At 36.0% G+C, this 16,500-nt stretch carries 18 protein-coding genes; 12 read left to right on the plus strand and 6 right to left on the minus strand.

What is annotated here, in order from left to right; all coding sequences use genetic code 11:
• Positions 1-63: 63 nt before the first annotated feature.
• Complete coding sequence (locus ACFJGY_RS15060; RefSeq protein WP_379965403.1) at positions 64-579, plus strand: shikimate kinase; 516 nt, start codon at positions 64-66, stop codon at positions 577-579.
• On the opposite strand, the gene ACFJGY_RS15065 is transcribed toward ACFJGY_RS15060, so the two are convergent.
• Positions 576-1,010: an RNA-binding S4 domain-containing protein gene (locus tag ACFJGY_RS15065; protein WP_379965406.1), complete on the minus strand. Its 435-nt coding sequence runs from the start codon at positions 1,008-1,010 to the stop codon at positions 576-578. The genes ACFJGY_RS15060 and ACFJGY_RS15065 overlap by 4 nt on opposite strands.
• 59 nt (positions 1,011-1,069) lie before the next feature.
• Here ACFJGY_RS15065 and ACFJGY_RS15070 point away from each other — a divergent pair, with 59 nt between their 5' ends.
• Positions 1,070-1,804 (plus strand): hypothetical protein, encoded by a 735-nt coding sequence (locus ACFJGY_RS15070; protein ID WP_379965409.1) that lies wholly within the window; start codon positions 1,070-1,072, stop codon positions 1,802-1,804.
• A 71-nt stretch (positions 1,805-1,875) separates the two neighbouring features.
• Here ACFJGY_RS15070 and mtaB read toward each other — a convergent pair whose 3' ends face one another.
• The 4 genes from mtaB to ACFJGY_RS15090 form a co-directional block, all read right to left on the minus strand.
• Positions 1,876-3,234, minus strand: a complete 1,359-nt coding sequence (gene mtaB / locus ACFJGY_RS15075; protein ID WP_379965412.1) for a tRNA (N(6)-L-threonylcarbamoyladenosine(37)-C(2))-methylthiotransferase MtaB — start codon at positions 3,232-3,234, stop codon at positions 1,876-1,878.
• A gap of 88 nt (positions 3,235-3,322) precedes the next feature.
• Complete coding sequence (locus ACFJGY_RS15080; RefSeq protein ID WP_379965415.1) at positions 3,323-3,529, minus strand: DUF6496 domain-containing protein; 207 nt, start codon at positions 3,527-3,529, stop codon at positions 3,323-3,325.
• Between the two features lie 24 nt (positions 3,530-3,553).
• Complete coding sequence (locus tag ACFJGY_RS15085; protein ID WP_379965418.1) at positions 3,554-4,030, minus strand: hypothetical protein; 477 nt, start codon at positions 4,028-4,030, stop codon at positions 3,554-3,556.
• A gap of 26 nt (positions 4,031-4,056) precedes the next feature.
• On the minus strand, positions 4,057-4,377 hold the full coding sequence (locus ACFJGY_RS15090) for a hypothetical protein (protein WP_379965421.1): 321 nt from the start codon (positions 4,375-4,377) through the stop codon (positions 4,057-4,059).
• A gap of 309 nt (positions 4,378-4,686) precedes the next feature.
• On the opposite strand from ACFJGY_RS15090, the gene ACFJGY_RS15095 reads away from it, so the two are divergent.
• The 5 genes from ACFJGY_RS15095 (at position 4,687) to ACFJGY_RS15115 (ending at position 10,747) form a co-directional block, all read left to right on the plus strand.
• Positions 4,687-6,204 (plus strand): trypsin-like peptidase domain-containing protein, encoded by a 1,518-nt coding sequence (locus ACFJGY_RS15095; protein ID WP_379965424.1) that lies wholly within the window; start codon positions 4,687-4,689, stop codon positions 6,202-6,204.
• Between the two features lie 116 nt (positions 6,205-6,320).
• Positions 6,321-7,538 (plus strand): MFS transporter, encoded by a 1,218-nt coding sequence (locus tag ACFJGY_RS15100; protein ID WP_379965427.1) that lies wholly within the window; start codon positions 6,321-6,323, stop codon positions 7,536-7,538.
• Between the two features lie 287 nt (positions 7,539-7,825).
• On the plus strand, positions 7,826-9,400 hold the full coding sequence (locus tag ACFJGY_RS15105) for a sodium:solute symporter (RefSeq protein ID WP_379965430.1): 1,575 nt from the start codon (positions 7,826-7,828) through the stop codon (positions 9,398-9,400).
• Positions 9,400-10,332 (plus strand): DUF6438 domain-containing protein, encoded by a 933-nt coding sequence (locus tag ACFJGY_RS15110; RefSeq protein WP_379965433.1) that lies wholly within the window; start codon positions 9,400-9,402, stop codon positions 10,330-10,332. The genes ACFJGY_RS15105 and ACFJGY_RS15110 overlap by 1 nt, the downstream gene beginning before the upstream one ends.
• 1 nt (position 10,333) lies before the next feature.
• Positions 10,334-10,747 carry a DUF6157 family protein gene (locus tag ACFJGY_RS15115; RefSeq protein WP_379965436.1) on the plus strand — a complete coding sequence of 138 codons (414 nt, stop codon included), beginning with the start codon at positions 10,334-10,336 and terminating at the stop codon, positions 10,745-10,747.
• A gap of 7 nt (positions 10,748-10,754) precedes the next feature.
• Here ACFJGY_RS15115 and ACFJGY_RS15120 read toward each other — a convergent pair whose 3' ends face one another.
• A complete protein-coding gene (locus ACFJGY_RS15120; protein WP_379965439.1) occupies positions 10,755-11,600 on the minus strand; it encodes a helix-turn-helix domain-containing protein in 846 nt (281 codons plus the stop codon).
• 166 nt (positions 11,601-11,766) lie between these two features.
• Here ACFJGY_RS15120 and ACFJGY_RS15125 point away from each other — a divergent pair, with 166 nt between their 5' ends.
• The 5 genes from ACFJGY_RS15125 to ACFJGY_RS15145 all read left to right on the plus strand — a co-directional run bounded on the left by ACFJGY_RS15125 (position 11,767) and on the right by ACFJGY_RS15145 (position 16,499).
• On the plus strand, positions 11,767-12,750 hold the full coding sequence (locus tag ACFJGY_RS15125) for an aldo/keto reductase (RefSeq protein ID WP_379965442.1): 984 nt from the start codon (positions 11,767-11,769) through the stop codon (positions 12,748-12,750).
• Between the two features lie 11 nt (positions 12,751-12,761).
• The gene (locus ACFJGY_RS15130) at positions 12,762-13,814 is read left to right on the plus strand and encodes an aldo/keto reductase (protein WP_379965445.1); all 1,053 of its coding nucleotides are present in this window, start codon (positions 12,762-12,764) and stop codon (positions 13,812-13,814) included.
• 123 nt (positions 13,815-13,937) lie between these two features.
• A complete protein-coding gene (locus tag ACFJGY_RS15135; RefSeq protein WP_379965448.1) occupies positions 13,938-14,324 on the plus strand; it encodes a DoxX family protein in 387 nt (128 codons plus the stop codon).
• Between the two features lie 12 nt (positions 14,325-14,336).
• Positions 14,337-15,329: an alpha/beta fold hydrolase gene (locus tag ACFJGY_RS15140; protein WP_379965451.1), complete on the plus strand. Its 993-nt coding sequence runs from the start codon at positions 14,337-14,339 to the stop codon at positions 15,327-15,329.
• Positions 15,330-15,551: 222 nt separating this feature from the next.
• On the plus strand, positions 15,552-16,499 hold the full coding sequence (locus ACFJGY_RS15145) for an aldo/keto reductase (RefSeq protein WP_379965454.1): 948 nt from the start codon (positions 15,552-15,554) through the stop codon (positions 16,497-16,499).
• The last annotated feature ends 1 nt before the right edge of the window (position 16,500 follow it).

Raw genomic sequence — 16,500 nt, forward strand, 5'->3', positions numbered from 1 at the left:
TGCAAAGATATGCCTTTTTTTAAAATCTCAAAATTTTTTAGGAACTTTGTTTAAAATAAAATTATGATAATTTCTCTCCTAGGATATATGGGAAGCGGTAAAACTCACATTTCCAAAAACTTGAGCAAAAAAATAAATTTTCCATCGATCGACTTAGATCAAAAAATTTCTGAAGAACACGGTATGACCGTACACGAAATCTTCGAAAAAAAGGGAGAAATCTATTTTCGCAAAGAAGAAAAACAGATTTTGGAGCAACTTTTAGATTCTGAAAAGGATCTTATTTTGAGCCTTGGCGGCGGAACACCGGTTTACTATAACAACATTGATATGATTAATGAAAAAAGCAAAAGCATATTCCTGAGGGCATCTGTCAATACGCTTAGCAATCGGCTTCTTTTACAAAAAAACACAAGACCATTGGTTTCTAAATTAAAAGATTCCGAATTACCGGAATTTATCGCCAAACATCTTTTCGAAAGAAATCCCTATTACTCCCAAGCCCATTTTACAATTGATACAGATCTCAAAAATCCAACCGAAATATCTGAAAAAATCACAGAATTACTGCAAATCTAATTCTCCTCATCCTTATTTTCTTTGAAGAAAGCATCCCAATCGTCATTTTCCATATCACCGGAAGCGTCATCTACAACATAATCATCCATATCCCTTCTGTCTTTTTTAGTTGGTCTGCCGATGCCTTTTTGTCTGTAATAATCCTGAGATGACTTTCTCATTTTTAGGATTTCGTACTGTTCTTTCTCTGTCATATCAATGACGTACAAAGCTACAAGCTTAGCTCCTACTCTGCTTTTCGGGATATCTGTAACTTTTATTTTATAATCGATCTGATTTTTTCTGATTTTGATAACATCGCCCGCTTTGACTTCTTTTGATGATTTTACAGGCTTCTCTCCGATGCTTACTCTGTTCTTTTTTATTTCTTCTGTGGCTATAGTTCTTGTCTTATAAAATCTTACACTCCACAAAAATTTATCTATTCTCATAATTTTTTATACTTTTGTCACGTTAAAAATTAATCGCAATTTAAGATTAAATAAAAAAAATGAAGAAAATACTTTTAGGAATTGTTCTTTCTGTGGTCGTACTGCAAGGATGTAAGAAAGATGATGATGTTGTAGATGACACTGTGGTACTTACTGTAGATGAGCAAAACACCTATGATGATGCAGCAGCAGTCAAATACATGGATGAACATTATTTTGACAGCAAAGGTCTTATTGTCGCTTTTGATGATACTGTGACTACAGATGATGCTTATCCAAAGCTATCTTCTTATCCACACGAAAAATTACCTTCCGGTGTGATCTACATTGTAAGAACGGGTGCACAGCCTGACCCGGGAAAAGTTATTAACCCGACGGACGTTATCAGTATTTTTCAGGTTACAAAAAGTTATGTTTCCGGTAAAACTAATGATGTAATCTCTTTTCAAAACGAATCCACTTTTAATAATAATGTTGCAGGTACCGGAATTCCGACTTATGATCCTGCTTATTTTTATGTTAAAAGTTCTGTATTAAAAAACTACAATACAACTTATAATACAACTTACGGTAGAAATTTTTACGAAATAGAAGGGTTACAAGAAGGGTTGAAATATTTCAAGGCTTTTGACCTAGACAATTCTGCTGATTACAATATGCAAGGCGTTATTATTGTGCCATCGAGAGCAGCTTTTGCAAGGGATGCTAACATTTATGCATATACAAACAGAAGTTTTGTATTTAATTTCCAGATCTACAGAACGAAAACCAGAGTTATTCCTGGTGAAGATTAATTTTCTTTTCAAATAAAACAAAAGCGGAATATTTACAAATATTCCGCTTTTTTTGTTGCTATAATTTTTTATTAAATCTTTGCCAAAAAATCTTCAAACTGATTTTCTTTTATAGAAACACAACCCTCTTCAAGGATCTTATCAAGGATGATTGTTTCAGTTTGATTGATAGACGATGCTTCAAATGTTTTGGAAACTCTCACATAATTTTCTGTAAAGCCATACATCATTCCATTCTTATTTTCGTGCTCCCAAAGAACACTCAGTTTTCTGCCTAACTGACTTCTGTAGAATTCCATTTTCTTCTTCTCAGAAAGGATTCTCAGCATTTTATTTCGTCTTTTCCTTTCTGGCATTGGAACTGCACCGAACATTTCTGCGGCTTCTGTATTTTCTCTTTCAGAATAGGTGAAAACGTGCAGATAACTGATTGGCAGATCATTCAGGAAATTATAAGTCTCCATAAATAACTCTTCTGTCTCGCCGGGAAATCCAACGATTATATCAACACCAATCGCCGCTTCCGGCATTACTTCACGGATTTTTGCTACTCGGTTTTTGTATAAAGTCGTCAAATAACGGCGTTTCATTTTCTTCAGTAATTCATCACTTCCGGACTGAAGCGGAATATGAAAATGTGGAACAAAACTTCTGCTTTTGGAAACCAATTCTATGCTTTCGTCTTTCAGAAGATTAGGTTCGATGGAAGAAATCCTGATTCTTTCTATGCCTTCCACTTTATCCAATTCAGAAATCAGATCCAGAAAAGTATGTTCGTGCTTTTTATTCCCAAATTCGCCTTTTCCATAATCTCCGATATTAACACCTGTCAAAACGATTTCTTTAATATCTCTTGCTGCAATTTCTTTGGCGTTTGCCACGACATTATCGATAGTATCAGATCTGGAAATTCCTCTAGCTAAAGGAATCGTACAGTAAGTACATTTGTAATCACAACCGTCCTGAACTTTAAGAAAAGCTCTCGTTCTGTCGCCAATTGAATATGAACCCACAAAAAAATCGGCTTCATCAATCTCACAAGAATGAATCTCAGCACGACTTTCAGATTTTTCCAAATCATCCAGATAACTCAGAATATTAAATTTTTCTTTTGCTCCTAAAACCAAATCAACGCCGGTAATTGAAGATATCTCTTCCGGTTTCAACTGTGCATAACAGCCGATGATTGCAACCAAACCATCGGGATTTGCTTTTGCAGCGCGTTTGACGTGCAGTTTACATTCTTTATCAGCATTTTCTGTAACAGAACATGTGTTGATAATATAAACTTTTGCTGGCTCATCAAAATTGACTTTTTGATAACCGGCATCCGTGAGCTGGCGGGCAATAGTGGATGTTTCTGCAAAATTCAGTTTGCAGCCAAGTGTGTGAAACGCAACGGTTTTCGGTTGAGAAATTACATCTGACATAAGTCTGCAAAGTTATTAATAAATCCAAATCATTCCAAATGAAGAAATCTTTATGAATCTCACTTTTCAGACAAAAAAAATCCGGCGATTAAACCGGATTCATATTATTTGGATTTTTTCTCTTTCGAACTTTCAATCCTTTTTCTCTTGCTTCGGAGATTCCGATTGCAACAGCTTGTTTCTTGCTTGTCACTTTTTCTCCGGAACCTGATTTCAATTTGCCTTCTTTGAATTCGTGCATCACTTTACCAACTTTATCCTGAGCTTTATCTGAATACTTTTTAGCAGCTGCCATTTTTTCAAATTTTAATCAATTATTTTATTCTGATTTTGGAACGCTTACTGCGAGTTCATAGACTTTGGTATGCATCAGATATTTTGATCTTTCTCGAGACGTAACATTTTCAATTTCCCCTTTGAAAAGAACGATTACTGCGTCTTCTTCTATTTGCCAGTCTGCATCAGAAAAATATTTTTCATCCGGGCTTTTACTGGTCACTTCATTTTTTCTTTCTTTTAGTTTTTCTGCAACTTCCTGAAAACCTTCGTCTGCAGAATGAATAATTTTATAATCCGGACCGGCAAATGCTTTGTAATATTTATTCTCAGCAATCAGATTTTGAGAATCATCTTCAACCGGATTGTCATTTCCATCAAGAAAACCAACTTCCACTAGTTTTCCATTTCTTTCTTCAGCAAATTTTCTAGCCTCTCCTACCGATTTGAAACCTGTATAGACATTACTGTTATCAAACTCGTATTTGTTTAGTCTTTCGACAATATTTTCTGTTTCCATAATTTGTTTATTAAATTTTAATCAATTTAATGATGTCTTACACCACGTTGGTGATAAGTGACATTACTATTTGGAGCTTGAGTATTCTGCTTTCCATTATTCGCAAACCGTGCATCTATTTTATTATTTGCATCAGATAAATGTTGCGGCGTCTCAAAATGCAGTTTTTTGCCATTCTTAAAAATCTCCCCTTCTGCACTTCTGTACATTTCATTTTTGCGATACTTGTTTCCATCTGGCGCCATGAATTTGTTTTCCTTTTTTTTCTTTCTTTTTCTTAATTCATTTAACAAAATCAGCGCTCCGCCTGCTGCAAATCCTAAAGCTACTTTTATCGTATTTTTCATAATGCTTATTTTAGGGATTAAAAACAAAAGTTCTGCCAAAAGTTACATAGGTTGTATTTTAGACTTTTTATAATTTCAATTTGAATAAAACTTTCGGGAAATTTTGACAAAAAATTAATATCAATTACAATGATTTGAATCAAAAACTAATAACAACTGCCAATTTGACTTAAAATAAAACCAATTTTATTAAGGAATTTTTAAAAATGGTTAAACTTCGTTAAAACTGTAACACTAAGTTTTTAGTTCACACTAATTTAGCATTAAATTTGTCTAACAATAATCTCAAAAAAAGAAATGAATATTACGATGAAGAATACTTTAAAAAAACTAATGCCTTTTGCATTGACCGGGGTTATTTCCGGGGCAACGGTTTTCGGAGCCAGTCAATATTTCAGCCACGAAAACAATGGAGAAGATTTCTCATATTTTACAACAGCTTCAAAAAAATCAGCATTTGCCAGTATTGGTTCTGCCGTTGGCGACGATTTTGTAAAAGCTTCCAAAACGACAGTTCCGGCTGTGGTAACCATCAAAAACTATCAGGACAGAGCATCTTCCCAGAGAATGCCAGATAATGATCTGTTCGACTTTTTCTTTGGTCCGCAAGGCGGCAACCAACAGAGACAGCAGCCACAGCAACCTCCTAAAAATATGCCTTCCGGATTAGGTTCAGGAGTCATTATCTCGCCGGATGGTTATATTATTTCTAATAATCACGTTGTTGCAGGCGCAAACAAACTTGAAGTGGTGCTAAGCAATAAAAAATCTTATATCGCAACTTTGATCGGAACAGATCCAAATACAGATATCTCTCTTCTAAAAATTGAAGAAAAAGGTTTACCTTATCTTAATTTCGCAAATTCAGACCTTACAGAAGTGGGACAATGGGTTTTAGCTGTAGGAAATCCGCTTGGACTTAACTCAACTGTAACTGCTGGAATCATCTCTGCAAAAGGAAGAAGCATTGACATCCTTAGCCAGCAATCCAGAACGCCCATAGAAAGTTTCATCCAGACGGATGCGGCAATCAACCCTGGAAACAGTGGTGGGGCTTTGGTCAATGTAAACGGAGATTTGATTGGAATCAATACGGCTATTCAATCAAAAACCGGCTATTATGAAGGTTATGGTTTCGCTGTTCCTTCCAATCTTGCAAGAAAAATTGTTGAGGATATCAAGAAATTTGGTTTAGTGCAAAGAGGTTTCCTTGGTGTAGGAAGTCTTGATCTTTCTAATGAGATGCAGGTTGCAGCTTATAATCAAAAAGAGAAAAAGAATGTAAAAGCTGGAGACGGAATCTATGTAACAGAAGTGACCGATAAAAGTGGTGCTGAAGATGCAGGAATCAAACCTGGTGATATCATTACGAAAATTGACAATACAGATATTACCGGTTTCTCTGATCTTTCCCTCGCAATCGGAAGCAGAAGACCTGGTGATAAAGTCGCTGTGACATACACCAGAAACGGCAAAGTCAACAACGTGAATGTGACCCTGAAGGATCTGAAAGGCGGAACATCTTCCAGAAGCAAGGATGACCTTACCGTAACTGAAAAAATCGGATCTGAATTTGAACCGCTTAGCGACAGAGTGAAAACAGATTACGGACTGGAAAGCGGCGTAATTACCAAAAATGTGATTGAAGGAAGTGAGATGGACAAAATTGGTGTTGTTGATAATTATATCGTAATGGAAATCAACGGAAAACCGGTGAACTCCCAAAAAGATGTAGAAAAAATCCTGAACGGATACAAAGGAAATGTACAGGTAAAATATGTGGACAGCTACGGAAGAATCACAACAAGAGGTTTTAAAATGCCTTAAAATCAGAAGTTAGAAATTACTTTTAGATATTAGATCTATTCTAAAATATAAATTTTGAAAGCCATTCTTTACGAATGGCTTTCTTTTTTGGGTAAATTTGCGGTTCGAAAATCAAAATGAAACTTTTCAATTCTTATATCAAAACGTTCAAAGGACTTTCAAGAGAAGCCTGGATGCTGTCTATTGTGATGCTCATCAACCGTTCCGGCTCGATGGTTTTGCCATTTTTAGGTGTTTATATGACAGACCATTTGAAGTTCAGTTTGGAAAATGCAGGTTTGGTTTTAAGTTTCTACGGCATCGGTTCGGTTCTAGGATCCTGGCTGGGCGGTTTTCTGACGGATAAGTTTGGTGAATATTACGTTCAATCGTGGAGTTTGTTTTTGAGTGCGCCAATATTTCTGATTATCCCATTTTTTCCGAGTGTGGAGATGATGGCATTTTTGATTTTCCTTCAAAGTACGATCAGCGATACATTTCGTCCTGCAAATTCTGTGGCGATTACCAAATATGCAAGACCCGAAAATCTGACGAAAGCTTTTTCTTTGAACAGAATGGCAATTAATCTTGGCTTTTCCATTGGTCCGGCTTTGGGCGGAATTTTGTCCGGAATCTCATATGATTTTCTATTTGTTGTGAATGCAACCGGTGCTTTGACCGCTGGAATCATCTATGTTATATTTTTTAGAAAACGGAATAAAATTTTTCAGGATAAAAAGAAATCAGAACCATTAAAAGTGATGGAAAAAAGGATTGCAAAATCACCTTATCGGGATTATCTATTTTTGCTTTACAGCTTTTTGTGTACTGTTTTTGCAATTTGTTTTTTTCAGTTTTTTAATACGATTCCGTTGTTTTATAAGGACGTTGCAAAATTACATCAAAGTACAATCGGATTCATTCTCGGCTATAGTGGATTCATAATTGTGTTGCTGGAAATGCCGTTGGTAAGCATTGCTGAAAGAACTTTGAAAACTTCTCAAATTCTTTTTCTGGGAATTCTGCTATGCGGATTTTCTTATCTGTTAATGGCATTTGGAAGTAATATTCCGCTTCTGATAATTGCAATGACAATTTTGTGTATCGGAGAAATCTGGGCACTTCCATTTATGTCAACCGTAACAGCGATCCGGGCAGAACGTGGCAACAAAGGTGCTTATATGGGACTGAACGGTATTGCATTTTCATTTTCTTTCATAATTACACCGTTTTTGGGAACTTATGTGGTGAGTCAGTTTGGGTTTGATACTTTGTGGTACGGATCATTTAGTGTGTTAACTTTATCAGCTATTCTTCTTTACATCGTTGTGAAAAAGATGATTCCGATGCAGTAATATATTTTGATTAAAAGGTCTTCGACTCCGCTCAGACTGACACTTCTTAAGTATTGCAATTAGTATTAAAAATGTCACACTGAGCGGAGTCGAAGTGTTTTGAGTTTCTATAGGAATTCCAATATTCTTAAACTTTGAATCTCATGCAGCCCGACTTGAGTGGAAATCCTTTTTGTTTTTTTGCTAAAAAATAAAAAGATTGGGAACGGAAGGCGGATAAAGCTGCCCAAATTAATTTCAAACCAAATCAATAAAAAAACTATTTTTGTTCAAATCAAATTTGAACAATGAATCCGGGAACAATTTTATTATTATTCGTTTTTGCCTATTTTATCGGGCTTTTGGTCATCTCTTATTTTACAAGCCGTAACTCGGACAACCAGTCTTTTTTCATCGGAAACAAGAAAAGTAAATGGTGGTTGGTGGCGTTTGGGATGATTGGGACGTCGCTCTCGGGCGTGACGTTTATCTCGGTTCCCGGAACAGTCGGGAAGATGACGGCGGGCGATTATGCGTTTGGCGGCTTCGAATATTATATGATGGTGATTGGATTTTTCATCGGATATTTCATTGTGGCAGGCGTTCTGCTGCCGCTTTATTACCGTATGAATCTGACTTCGATTTATACTTATTTGGGGCGAAGATTCAATGTGGAGGCGCATAAAATCGGGTCTTTGTTTTTTATCATTTCGAGAGCGATTGGGGCGACGGCGAGGTTGTATCTGGTGGTAAATATTCTTCAAATATTTTTGCTTGAGAATCTTGGCGTTCCGTTCTGGGTAACGGCTTTTGTGCTGTTGCTTATGATTTTGCTTTACACGTTTGAAGGCGGCGTAAAAACCATTGTGATTACCGATACCTTGCAGACGTCGTTTATGATCTTGAGTTTGATTGCCTGCATTGTTTATATTTTATCAAATTTGAATCTGTCTTTCGGTGAAGCTTACTCGATTCTGGAGCAGAAACAATACACGCATTTCATTAATACGGACATTAATTCCAAAACTTTTTTCCTGAAAACCATTCTGGGCGGGATGTTCATCACGATTGCGATGACAGGCCTTGACCAGGAAATGATGCAGAAAAACATCTCGGTGGACAACCTGAAAAACTCGAAAAAGAATATGCTGACGTTTGCCGGAACTTTGCTTTTTGTGAATCTCGCGTTCTTGTTTTTGGGCGGTTTGCTCTATCTTTTTGCGATACAAAATGGCGCGGGTTACTCTACCGTAACAAATATTGTGGATGGAAAAGAAGTGGTGACCAATCTTTTCGGGTTTAAAGATGCGGCAGGCAATGTAACCAATATTATGGGTGACGACCTTTTCCCGGCGTTGTCTCTGGGACATTTTCCTATGGCGTTGTCTGTAATTTTTATTATCGGATTAATTTCTGCCCTATTCCCTTCTGCTGACGGCGCTTTGACGGCGGTGACGAGTTCCTATTGCGTCGACCTTTTGGGCTTGAATGAGGACCAGCAAAGAACGGAGAAGCAAAAGAAAAGACTGAGAATGAAAGTTCATTTGACTTTCACGGTGGTGTTTTTCGTTTTGATTATGGTTTTTAAAGCCATCAATGAGAAGTCGATTGTTTATTTGATTATGGAAATTGCGGGTTACACTTACGGGCCACTTTTAGGACTGTTTGCTTTTGGGATTCTGACGAAATTTACGATTGTAAAAAAATACGCCATCTTGGCTGTGACGCTACTTGCGCCGGTTTTGACTTATCTGATAAATCTTTATGTGACCAATAATACGGATTACAGAATCGGGGTGGAATTGATTATTTTGAATGGGTTTTTGACGTTTTGGGGATTGTGGTTGGTGCGGTCGAAGAGGGAAACTTTAATAGTAGAATAATGAAAAAATTAGTTTTAATCATATTAATTACACTCATGAGTCAAAATATTTTTGCTCAAAAATTAATTTCTAAAATTGATTCGATAAATACTGAAAAAGAAGTAGAAAATCTGATTCATACATTAGATAAAGATTATAAAGATTTCAAAATAAAAAAGATTGCTGACTTCAAAGAAGAACACGGAGAAAACAAATTTTGCAAAAACATTGCTGACTCTTTAAAAATTGACAAATCCTTTTATAAAGCCGATTTTGACAATAATGGATACACTGACATACTTGCAATAGGTGATTATTATGATTTCAAAATTTTTGTTTTAATGAATTACGGAAATGATTCTTTAAAAATAAATAGATTGACCCGTAGAAGTTTTCAAAACTGTACTTTTCCAAAAATTATAAATGATTCGATAATCAATTATTATTATTTTTCTGAACCACATATCTTTAGTGAAGAAAAATCTAAGCTAACCAAAAAAGATTTGATATTTAAGTTCGGTGATTTTGTTGAATACAACTCAAAACCAAATTCCTATAAAATTGAAAAAATAGAATTTCAAACAACGATGTGTTATGGAACTTGTCCACAATTTTTCATTTCGATTGATAAAAATAAGAATGGTGTTTTTAAAGCAGAGAATTACAATATTGATAAAGCTAAAGGAAAAGTAGAAGTTAAAGGGAAATTCAATACTATCATCACTGATAATGATTACAACGAATTGGTTAGCATACTGAACTATGTTGATTTTCCAAACCTAGAAGATAATTACTCTGTCAACTGGACTGATGACCAGACATCGACGTTAAAAATCACTTACAATAATGGAAAAGTGAAAGAAATAAGTGATTATGGTATGATTGGAACTTATGGCTTAGACAGAATTTACAGTTTATTTTTTGATTTACGATTTAACCAAAATTGGAAATAAAATGAAAACCCACACCACCAACTACACCAGCACATTAATAGAAATCGCAGAAGATTCTCCGGTTTCCAAAGCGGTGATTCCAGTGGTGATAAATGAGAGGAAAACGATTGCCAATTATCAATTCGAAAAGCTGTCAAAAAAACCTTTGAAATATACTTCCGATGAATTGTTATTTGAAATTTTTGCGGAACGAAATGACATTTCGCCTTCGGAGTTTGAGGAAGAGAAAGGGAAGTTCTTTTTAAAAGGTCAAGCTTGCTTGCGAACTTCGCCTTTAGCTAAGAAAAATGGATTCGGGATTTTTCATAATGAGGATTCTAAAATCCAATTGATCCCGGCAGAATCTGATGATTATCAAAAATTGTTGGCTGATGATTCTGTGAAGAAAGTGAAGGCAATGAAGTCTAAAAAGTGATTTGGCTTTAAGCTAAACTCCGACTCTTATTTTTATACGAACCCAGCGTTTTGCTTTTCTTATTTTTAAAGTAATGCGACAGGTGGCTTTCGTCCGTAAAACCAAATTCATAAGCGATCTGCTTGATGGTATTCTGTCCGGATTCAATCCTTCTTTCTATTAATGCCATCCGATAATCATTGACATAATCACGGTAAGAAACTTCGAAATTCCGTTTAAAATAAGCACTGAAATAAGTTGGCGAAATATTGAAATGGTAAGCAATATTTTTGATTCGAATGGTCTCCGGCTGATAGATATTCTGATGAATATAAGAGATCACATCTTCTTTATTTTGAAGTCCTACATCTAATCGAATGTCCATTTTTGAGGTTGCTTCTTTTATTAATCCGAAAATTGAAAGAATCTGATAAAAAACGATTGGCGAAGTGGAGACATCTTTTCTGCAATTATAAGATAAAATATTTTCAATTGTCTTTTTGAGGATCGTTTTGCAAGGCTCTGAAAAGATGAGCTTTTTCTCTTTCAGGATTTGTTTTCGCATCACATTTTCCGGAGAGTTCATTGCAAAGGAATCTGGCGAAAGATGTTTATTCCCTTTGAAATAATCATCGGTGAACTTGATGAAAATCAGTCTTGAATATTTATTGTACTCAAAATAATGCTGGTCGTCTGGCGAAATCAGGAAAAGGTCGCCACATTTGTAAGGCAGAATAATGTTGTTGATATGGTGATTGCCATTTCCTTTCAAAACATAAATCATCTCATAATAAGTATGACTGTGCGATGGATGGCCAAACGCCTCGCCTTCCAAATCACTAATCACCAAAGACTCAAATTGCAGCTTTTTCACAATACTAAATTAATTTTAATTCCTTAACGATAGCATAAAAATACAATTATTTAAATTAATAATACAAGCTGGAATTTTTATTTTTTCCCAATATTTGTATAGGTATATATTTGAATATTAAATATTAATTTCAGAAACATCTTAATCAGCAAAAATTTAATTAAAAATGGAATATAGAAAATTAGGACACAGCGATCTAGCAGTTTCAGCAATCACTTTCGGAGCCTGGGCTGCCGGCGGATGGATGTGGGGAAGTACGGACAGAAATGAAGCTATTGAAGCTATCAAAGCATCTTATGACGTTGGTGTAACATCTATTGACACCGCACCAATCTACGGACAAGGCACCAGCGAAGAAATTGTGGGCGAAGCAATAAAAGATATTTCCCGTGACAAAGTTCAGATTCTTACCAAATTCGGGATGCGATGGGATTTGGCAAAAGGTGATTTTGGATTCAACAGTTTCAAGAATAACGGAGACGCTATTGATGTTTATAAATACGCAGGAAAAGAAAGTATCATCTACGAATGTGAGCAAAGTCTGAAGAGATTAGGAACAGATTATATCGATTTGTATCAAATCCATTGGCCAGATGTTACGACACCGATTGATGAAACTTTCGAAGCCGTTTCAAAATTAATTGAACAAGGCAAAGTCCGTTTCGCAGGTGTTTGTAATTACAATGCGCAACAAATGGCTGAGGCTGAGAAAACCTTGAAATTGGTCTCAAATCAAATCCCGTTCAGTATGGTAAATCGTGGGATTGAAGCAGAAACAGTTCCTTATTGCATCGAAAATAACAAATCAATTTTAGCCTACAGTCCTTTGGAAAGAGGATTACTAACGGGAAAAATCACTTCGGACTACAAATTTCAGGCTGGCGATCACAGAGCAAATCACGCACATTTCCAACCGGAATTTATTCAGAAAACGAATCAATTATTAGATAAAATCAAACCGATTGCAGACGAACATAATGCAACGCTTGGACAATTGGTTCTTCGCTGGACGATTGAAAGACCCGGAATTACAATTGCATTAGCCGGAGCCAGAAATGCAGAACAAGCCGTTCAGAATGCAAAAGCGATCGACATCAATCTTTCAAAAGAAGAAATTGAAACTATTAATGAATTGGTAAATGCTTTTTAAAATTAAATAAAATGGAATATAGATTTTTAGGAGGATCAGGATTGAAAGTTCCCGTTTTAAGTTTCGGAACAGCGACTTTCGGTGGCGAGGGTGATTTCTTCAAAGCCTGGGGAAATACGCAGGTTGATGAAGCCAAAAAACTCGTCAATATTTGTATGGATGCCGGCGTTAATTTCTTTGATACAGCCGATATCTATTCCGACGGGAAATCGGAAGAAGTTCTGGGAAAAGCGATTGAAGATATTTCCCGTGATAAGCTCATTTTATCTACGAAATCTACTTTCACATTTGGTGAAGGTCCAAATAATCAAGGCTCATCCCGACTTCATATTCTGAAACAAATCGAAGGAAGTCTGAAACGTCTCGGAACAGATTATATAGATGTTTATCATATGCACGGCTTCGATGGAAATACACCGATCGAGGAAACTTTGAAAGTTTTGGACGAATTAGTAACAAGCGGAAAAGTAAGATATATTGCAGCTTCCAATTTCTCCGGCTGGCATCTGATGAAGTCAATCGGGATTTCAGAAAAATATGGCTGGAGCAAATATATTGCGCATCAGGTTTATTACTCCTTAGCAAATCGTGATTATGAATGGGAATTGATGCCTTTGGGATTGGACCAAAATGTGGGTTCGATTATTTGGTCGCCATTGGCATCCGGAAGATTGAGCGGAAAACACGGACGAAATAAAGAAATTCCGAAGGACGGGAGAATTGCTCAAGGCGGAAGCCCTGTTCCGGAAGCCGTTGTTCAGGAAGAGATTTTTTACAATACGATTGATGCATTGGAAGATGTTGCTGGCGAAGTTGGAAAAACTGTTGCTCAGGTTGCCCTTAATTGGTTATTACAACGTCCGACCGTTTCCAGCATCATTATTGGTGCAAGAAATGAAGAACAATTGAAACAAAATCTGGAAGCTGTCGGCTGGAATCTGACTCGCGAACAAGTTGAAAAACTCGACAAAGCAAGCGAAGTTCCACCAACTTATCCGTATTGGCATCAATGGAAAAATAAAAGCCTGAACCCAACACCGGATTTTTACAGCCATTTGAAATAAGTTTTAAAATCTCGCAGATTTTGCAGATAAACGCAGATTTTACTTCTAAAATAAATCAGCAAAATTTGCCCAATCTGCGAGAGATTATTTGATTCATTAATTTTACCGAAATAAAATTCAACTATGAAAGACTTCAAAACGATTTTCTTCTTTTTAAAATTACCGATTGCAGTTTCCCTTCTAGGTCACGGTTTGGTAAGGCTTCCAAAGTTAGCGTCATTCAGTAATTGGATGGTGACATCAATGGAGAAATCGGCAATCCCAGATTTCCTGATTATTCCTTTCAGTTATGTTTTACCGATTGTAGAGTTCCTGATTGGATTGTCATTATTAATTGGATTCCGGACCAGACATACTTTGTTTGCAGGTTTGATTTTGATGAGCATTTTGATTTTGGGAAGTTCTTCCATCGAAAACTGGAGCGCAATAGAATCTCAACTTCTACATTCAATTTATTTATTCGGTTTGGTTTGGTTTTGGCAGAAATATCAGCCACAATCAATTCCTTAATTATTAAATCTTATGAAATTTTTAAAATTATTAATCTTAATTCTATCGGTCAATTTCATTTCCGCTCAGGAAAATCGCCCTGTTCTGGATATTATGCTGACGAATTACGACTATCCGTACAAAGTCGATTTCCTGAATTTGAAAAGTCAGAATCAGGATTTGAAAATGGCTTATATGGATATCAAACCAAATAAAGCGAATGGAAAAACGGTGGTTTTGCTTCACGGAAAAAACTTCAACGGAGCTTATTGGAAAACTACGATTGACGCTTTGACTAAGGAAGGTTTCAGGGTAATTGTTCCCGACCAAATTGGATTCGGAAAATCTTCAAAACCGACTGATTATCAATTCACTTTTCAGCAATTGGTCCAGAATACAAAGGCTATTTTGGATGATTTGAAAATTGACAAGATTTATCTTCTGGGACATTCGATGGGTGGAATGATCGCAACAAGATTTACATTAATGTATCCTGAAACAGTCGAGAAATTAATCCTTGAAAATCCAATCGGACTGGAAGACTGGAAATTGGTTGCGCCTTACACATCCATTGATAAAAATTACGAAACCGAACTGAAAGCCGACTACGAATCGACAAAAAAATATCAAAACGGATTCTATTACGACAACAAATGGAAACCGGAATATGACGAATGGGTTTACCTTTTGACCGGTTGGACAAAATCTCCGGATTATCCAAAAGTAGCTTTGGTAAATGCTAAAACTTCTGATATGATTTTTACGCAACCTGTGGTTTATGAATTTCAAAACCTGAATGTTCCCACTTTATTAATTATCGGAACGCGTGACAGAACGGCGATCGGAAAAAACAATGTGAAAGACCCTGCAGTCGCCGCAAAAATGGGACAATATCAAATCTTAGGAAAGGAAGCTCAGAAAAAAATAAAAGGTTCAAAACTGGTTGAAATAGAAAACGTCGGACATCTTCCGCACATCGAAGTTTTTGACCAATTTATCAAACCTGTAAAGGAATTTTTAAAATAATAAAATAGAATATTGAACACGAAGCTCACAAAGAACTATAAAAACAATGTCAATTTTAAGTTTCACAAATCAAAGATTCATCGATTCTTTTAAAATCAATAAAAATATTGAGATAAAGGTGCTTCGCTTATATAAGTTTTACGGCTTCGTGAACTTGAAACACTGAAGAATTGAAATTTAAAACTTTGTGGACTTTGTGTTCAATAAAAATAATTATTCAAAATGAAAAAATTAAATATTAAAAATACAGACTTAGAAATCGCTCCGATCAATTTTGGAGGAAACGTTTTCGGATGGACTTTGGACGAAAAAGAATCTTTCAATATCCTAAACAAATTTGAAGAAGGCGGATTTAACTTTATTGATACAGCCGACATCTATTCCTGGTGGGTTGGCGGAAAAGAAGGTGGACAATCCGAAACCATTATCGGAAAGTGGATTAAAGAAAGAAAAAACAGGGAAAATGTAATTGTTGCTACGAAAGTTGGCGGACAAGACGGAACGCATCCTGTAGATACGAGCAAAAAACACATTTTGGAATCTGTTGACAAATCTCTGATACGCCTTGGAACAGATTATATCGATTTGTATTACACGCATTTTGATGATGAAAAAACACCGGTTGAAGAAACACTTTCTGCTTATGACGAGATCATCAAAGCCGGAAAAGTGAGATATATTGCCGCATCCAATATTTCGCAAGAGAGATTGATTGAATCTTTTGAAGTCGCTGAGAAAAATAATTTGCCTAAATATGTTGCGCTTCAGCCTCATTATAATTTGGTGGAAAGAGAAAAATTCGAAACGGAATACGCATCATTGGTGGAAAAATACGGATTGAGCGTTTTCCCATATTGGTCTTTAGCAGCGGGATTTTTAACCGGAAAATACAGAACAGAAGAGGATTTTGAAAAAACAGCAAGAGGTGGCGGCATCAAGAAATATTTTGATGATAAAGGAAAAGCAGTTTTGAGTGCACTTGACAAAGTTTCAGAAAAACACCAATCTCAACCTGCAACTGTTGCGTTGGCTTGGCTGTTGGCAAATCCGCTAATCACAGCGCCAATCGTAAGTGCAACGAGCGAACGACAATTGCAAACCATTTTCGATGCGCCAAAATTAAATTTAGATTCCGAAGATTTGGAAATCCTTAATCAAGCTTCAAAATAAG

This window comes from Epilithonimonas sp. UC225_85 (genome assembly GCF_042695135.1).
Classification (GTDB): domain Bacteria; phylum Bacteroidota; class Bacteroidia; order Flavobacteriales; family Weeksellaceae; genus Epilithonimonas.

Excerpts from the sequence above, each read along its gene's own strand:
- ACFJGY_RS15065 (WP_379965406.1), bottom strand. The coding sequence starts at position 1,010 with ATGAGAATAGATAAATTTTTGTGGAGTGTAAGATTTTATAAGACAAGA.
- ACFJGY_RS15085 (WP_379965418.1), bottom strand. The coding sequence starts at position 4,030 with ATGGAAACAGAAAATATTGTCGAAAGACTAAACAAATACGAGTTTGAT.
- ACFJGY_RS15060 (WP_379965403.1), top strand. The coding sequence starts at position 64 with ATGATAATTTCTCTCCTAGGATATATGGGAAGCGGTAAAACTCACATT.
- ACFJGY_RS15130 (WP_379965445.1), top strand. The coding sequence starts at position 12,762 with ATGGAATATAGATTTTTAGGAGGATCAGGATTGAAAGTTCCCGTTTTA.
- ACFJGY_RS15100 (WP_379965427.1), top strand. The coding sequence starts at position 6,321 with ATGAAACTTTTCAATTCTTATATCAAAACGTTCAAAGGACTTTCAAGA.
- ACFJGY_RS15095 (WP_379965424.1), top strand. The coding sequence starts at position 4,687 with ATGAAGAATACTTTAAAAAAACTAATGCCTTTTGCATTGACCGGGGTT.
- ACFJGY_RS15105 (WP_379965430.1), top strand. The coding sequence starts at position 7,826 with ATGAATCCGGGAACAATTTTATTATTATTCGTTTTTGCCTATTTTATC.
- mtaB (WP_379965412.1), bottom strand. The coding sequence starts at position 3,234 with ATGTCAGATGTAATTTCTCAACCGAAAACCGTTGCGTTTCACACACTT.
- ACFJGY_RS15115 (WP_379965436.1), top strand. The coding sequence starts at position 10,334 with ATGAAAACCCACACCACCAACTACACCAGCACATTAATAGAAATCGCA.
- ACFJGY_RS15140 (WP_379965451.1), top strand. The coding sequence starts at position 14,337 with ATGAAATTTTTAAAATTATTAATCTTAATTCTATCGGTCAATTTCATT.
- ACFJGY_RS15125 (WP_379965442.1), top strand. The coding sequence starts at position 11,767 with ATGGAATATAGAAAATTAGGACACAGCGATCTAGCAGTTTCAGCAATC.
- ACFJGY_RS15080 (WP_379965415.1), bottom strand. The coding sequence starts at position 3,529 with ATGGCAGCTGCTAAAAAGTATTCAGATAAAGCTCAGGATAAAGTTGGT.
- ACFJGY_RS15145 (WP_379965454.1), top strand. The coding sequence starts at position 15,552 with ATGAAAAAATTAAATATTAAAAATACAGACTTAGAAATCGCTCCGATC.
- ACFJGY_RS15110 (WP_379965433.1), top strand. The coding sequence starts at position 9,400 with ATGAAAAAATTAGTTTTAATCATATTAATTACACTCATGAGTCAAAAT.
- ACFJGY_RS15090 (WP_379965421.1), bottom strand. The coding sequence starts at position 4,377 with ATGAAAAATACGATAAAAGTAGCTTTAGGATTTGCAGCAGGCGGAGCG.
- ACFJGY_RS15135 (WP_379965448.1), top strand. The coding sequence starts at position 13,938 with ATGAAAGACTTCAAAACGATTTTCTTCTTTTTAAAATTACCGATTGCA.
- ACFJGY_RS15070 (WP_379965409.1), top strand. The coding sequence starts at position 1,070 with ATGAAGAAAATACTTTTAGGAATTGTTCTTTCTGTGGTCGTACTGCAA.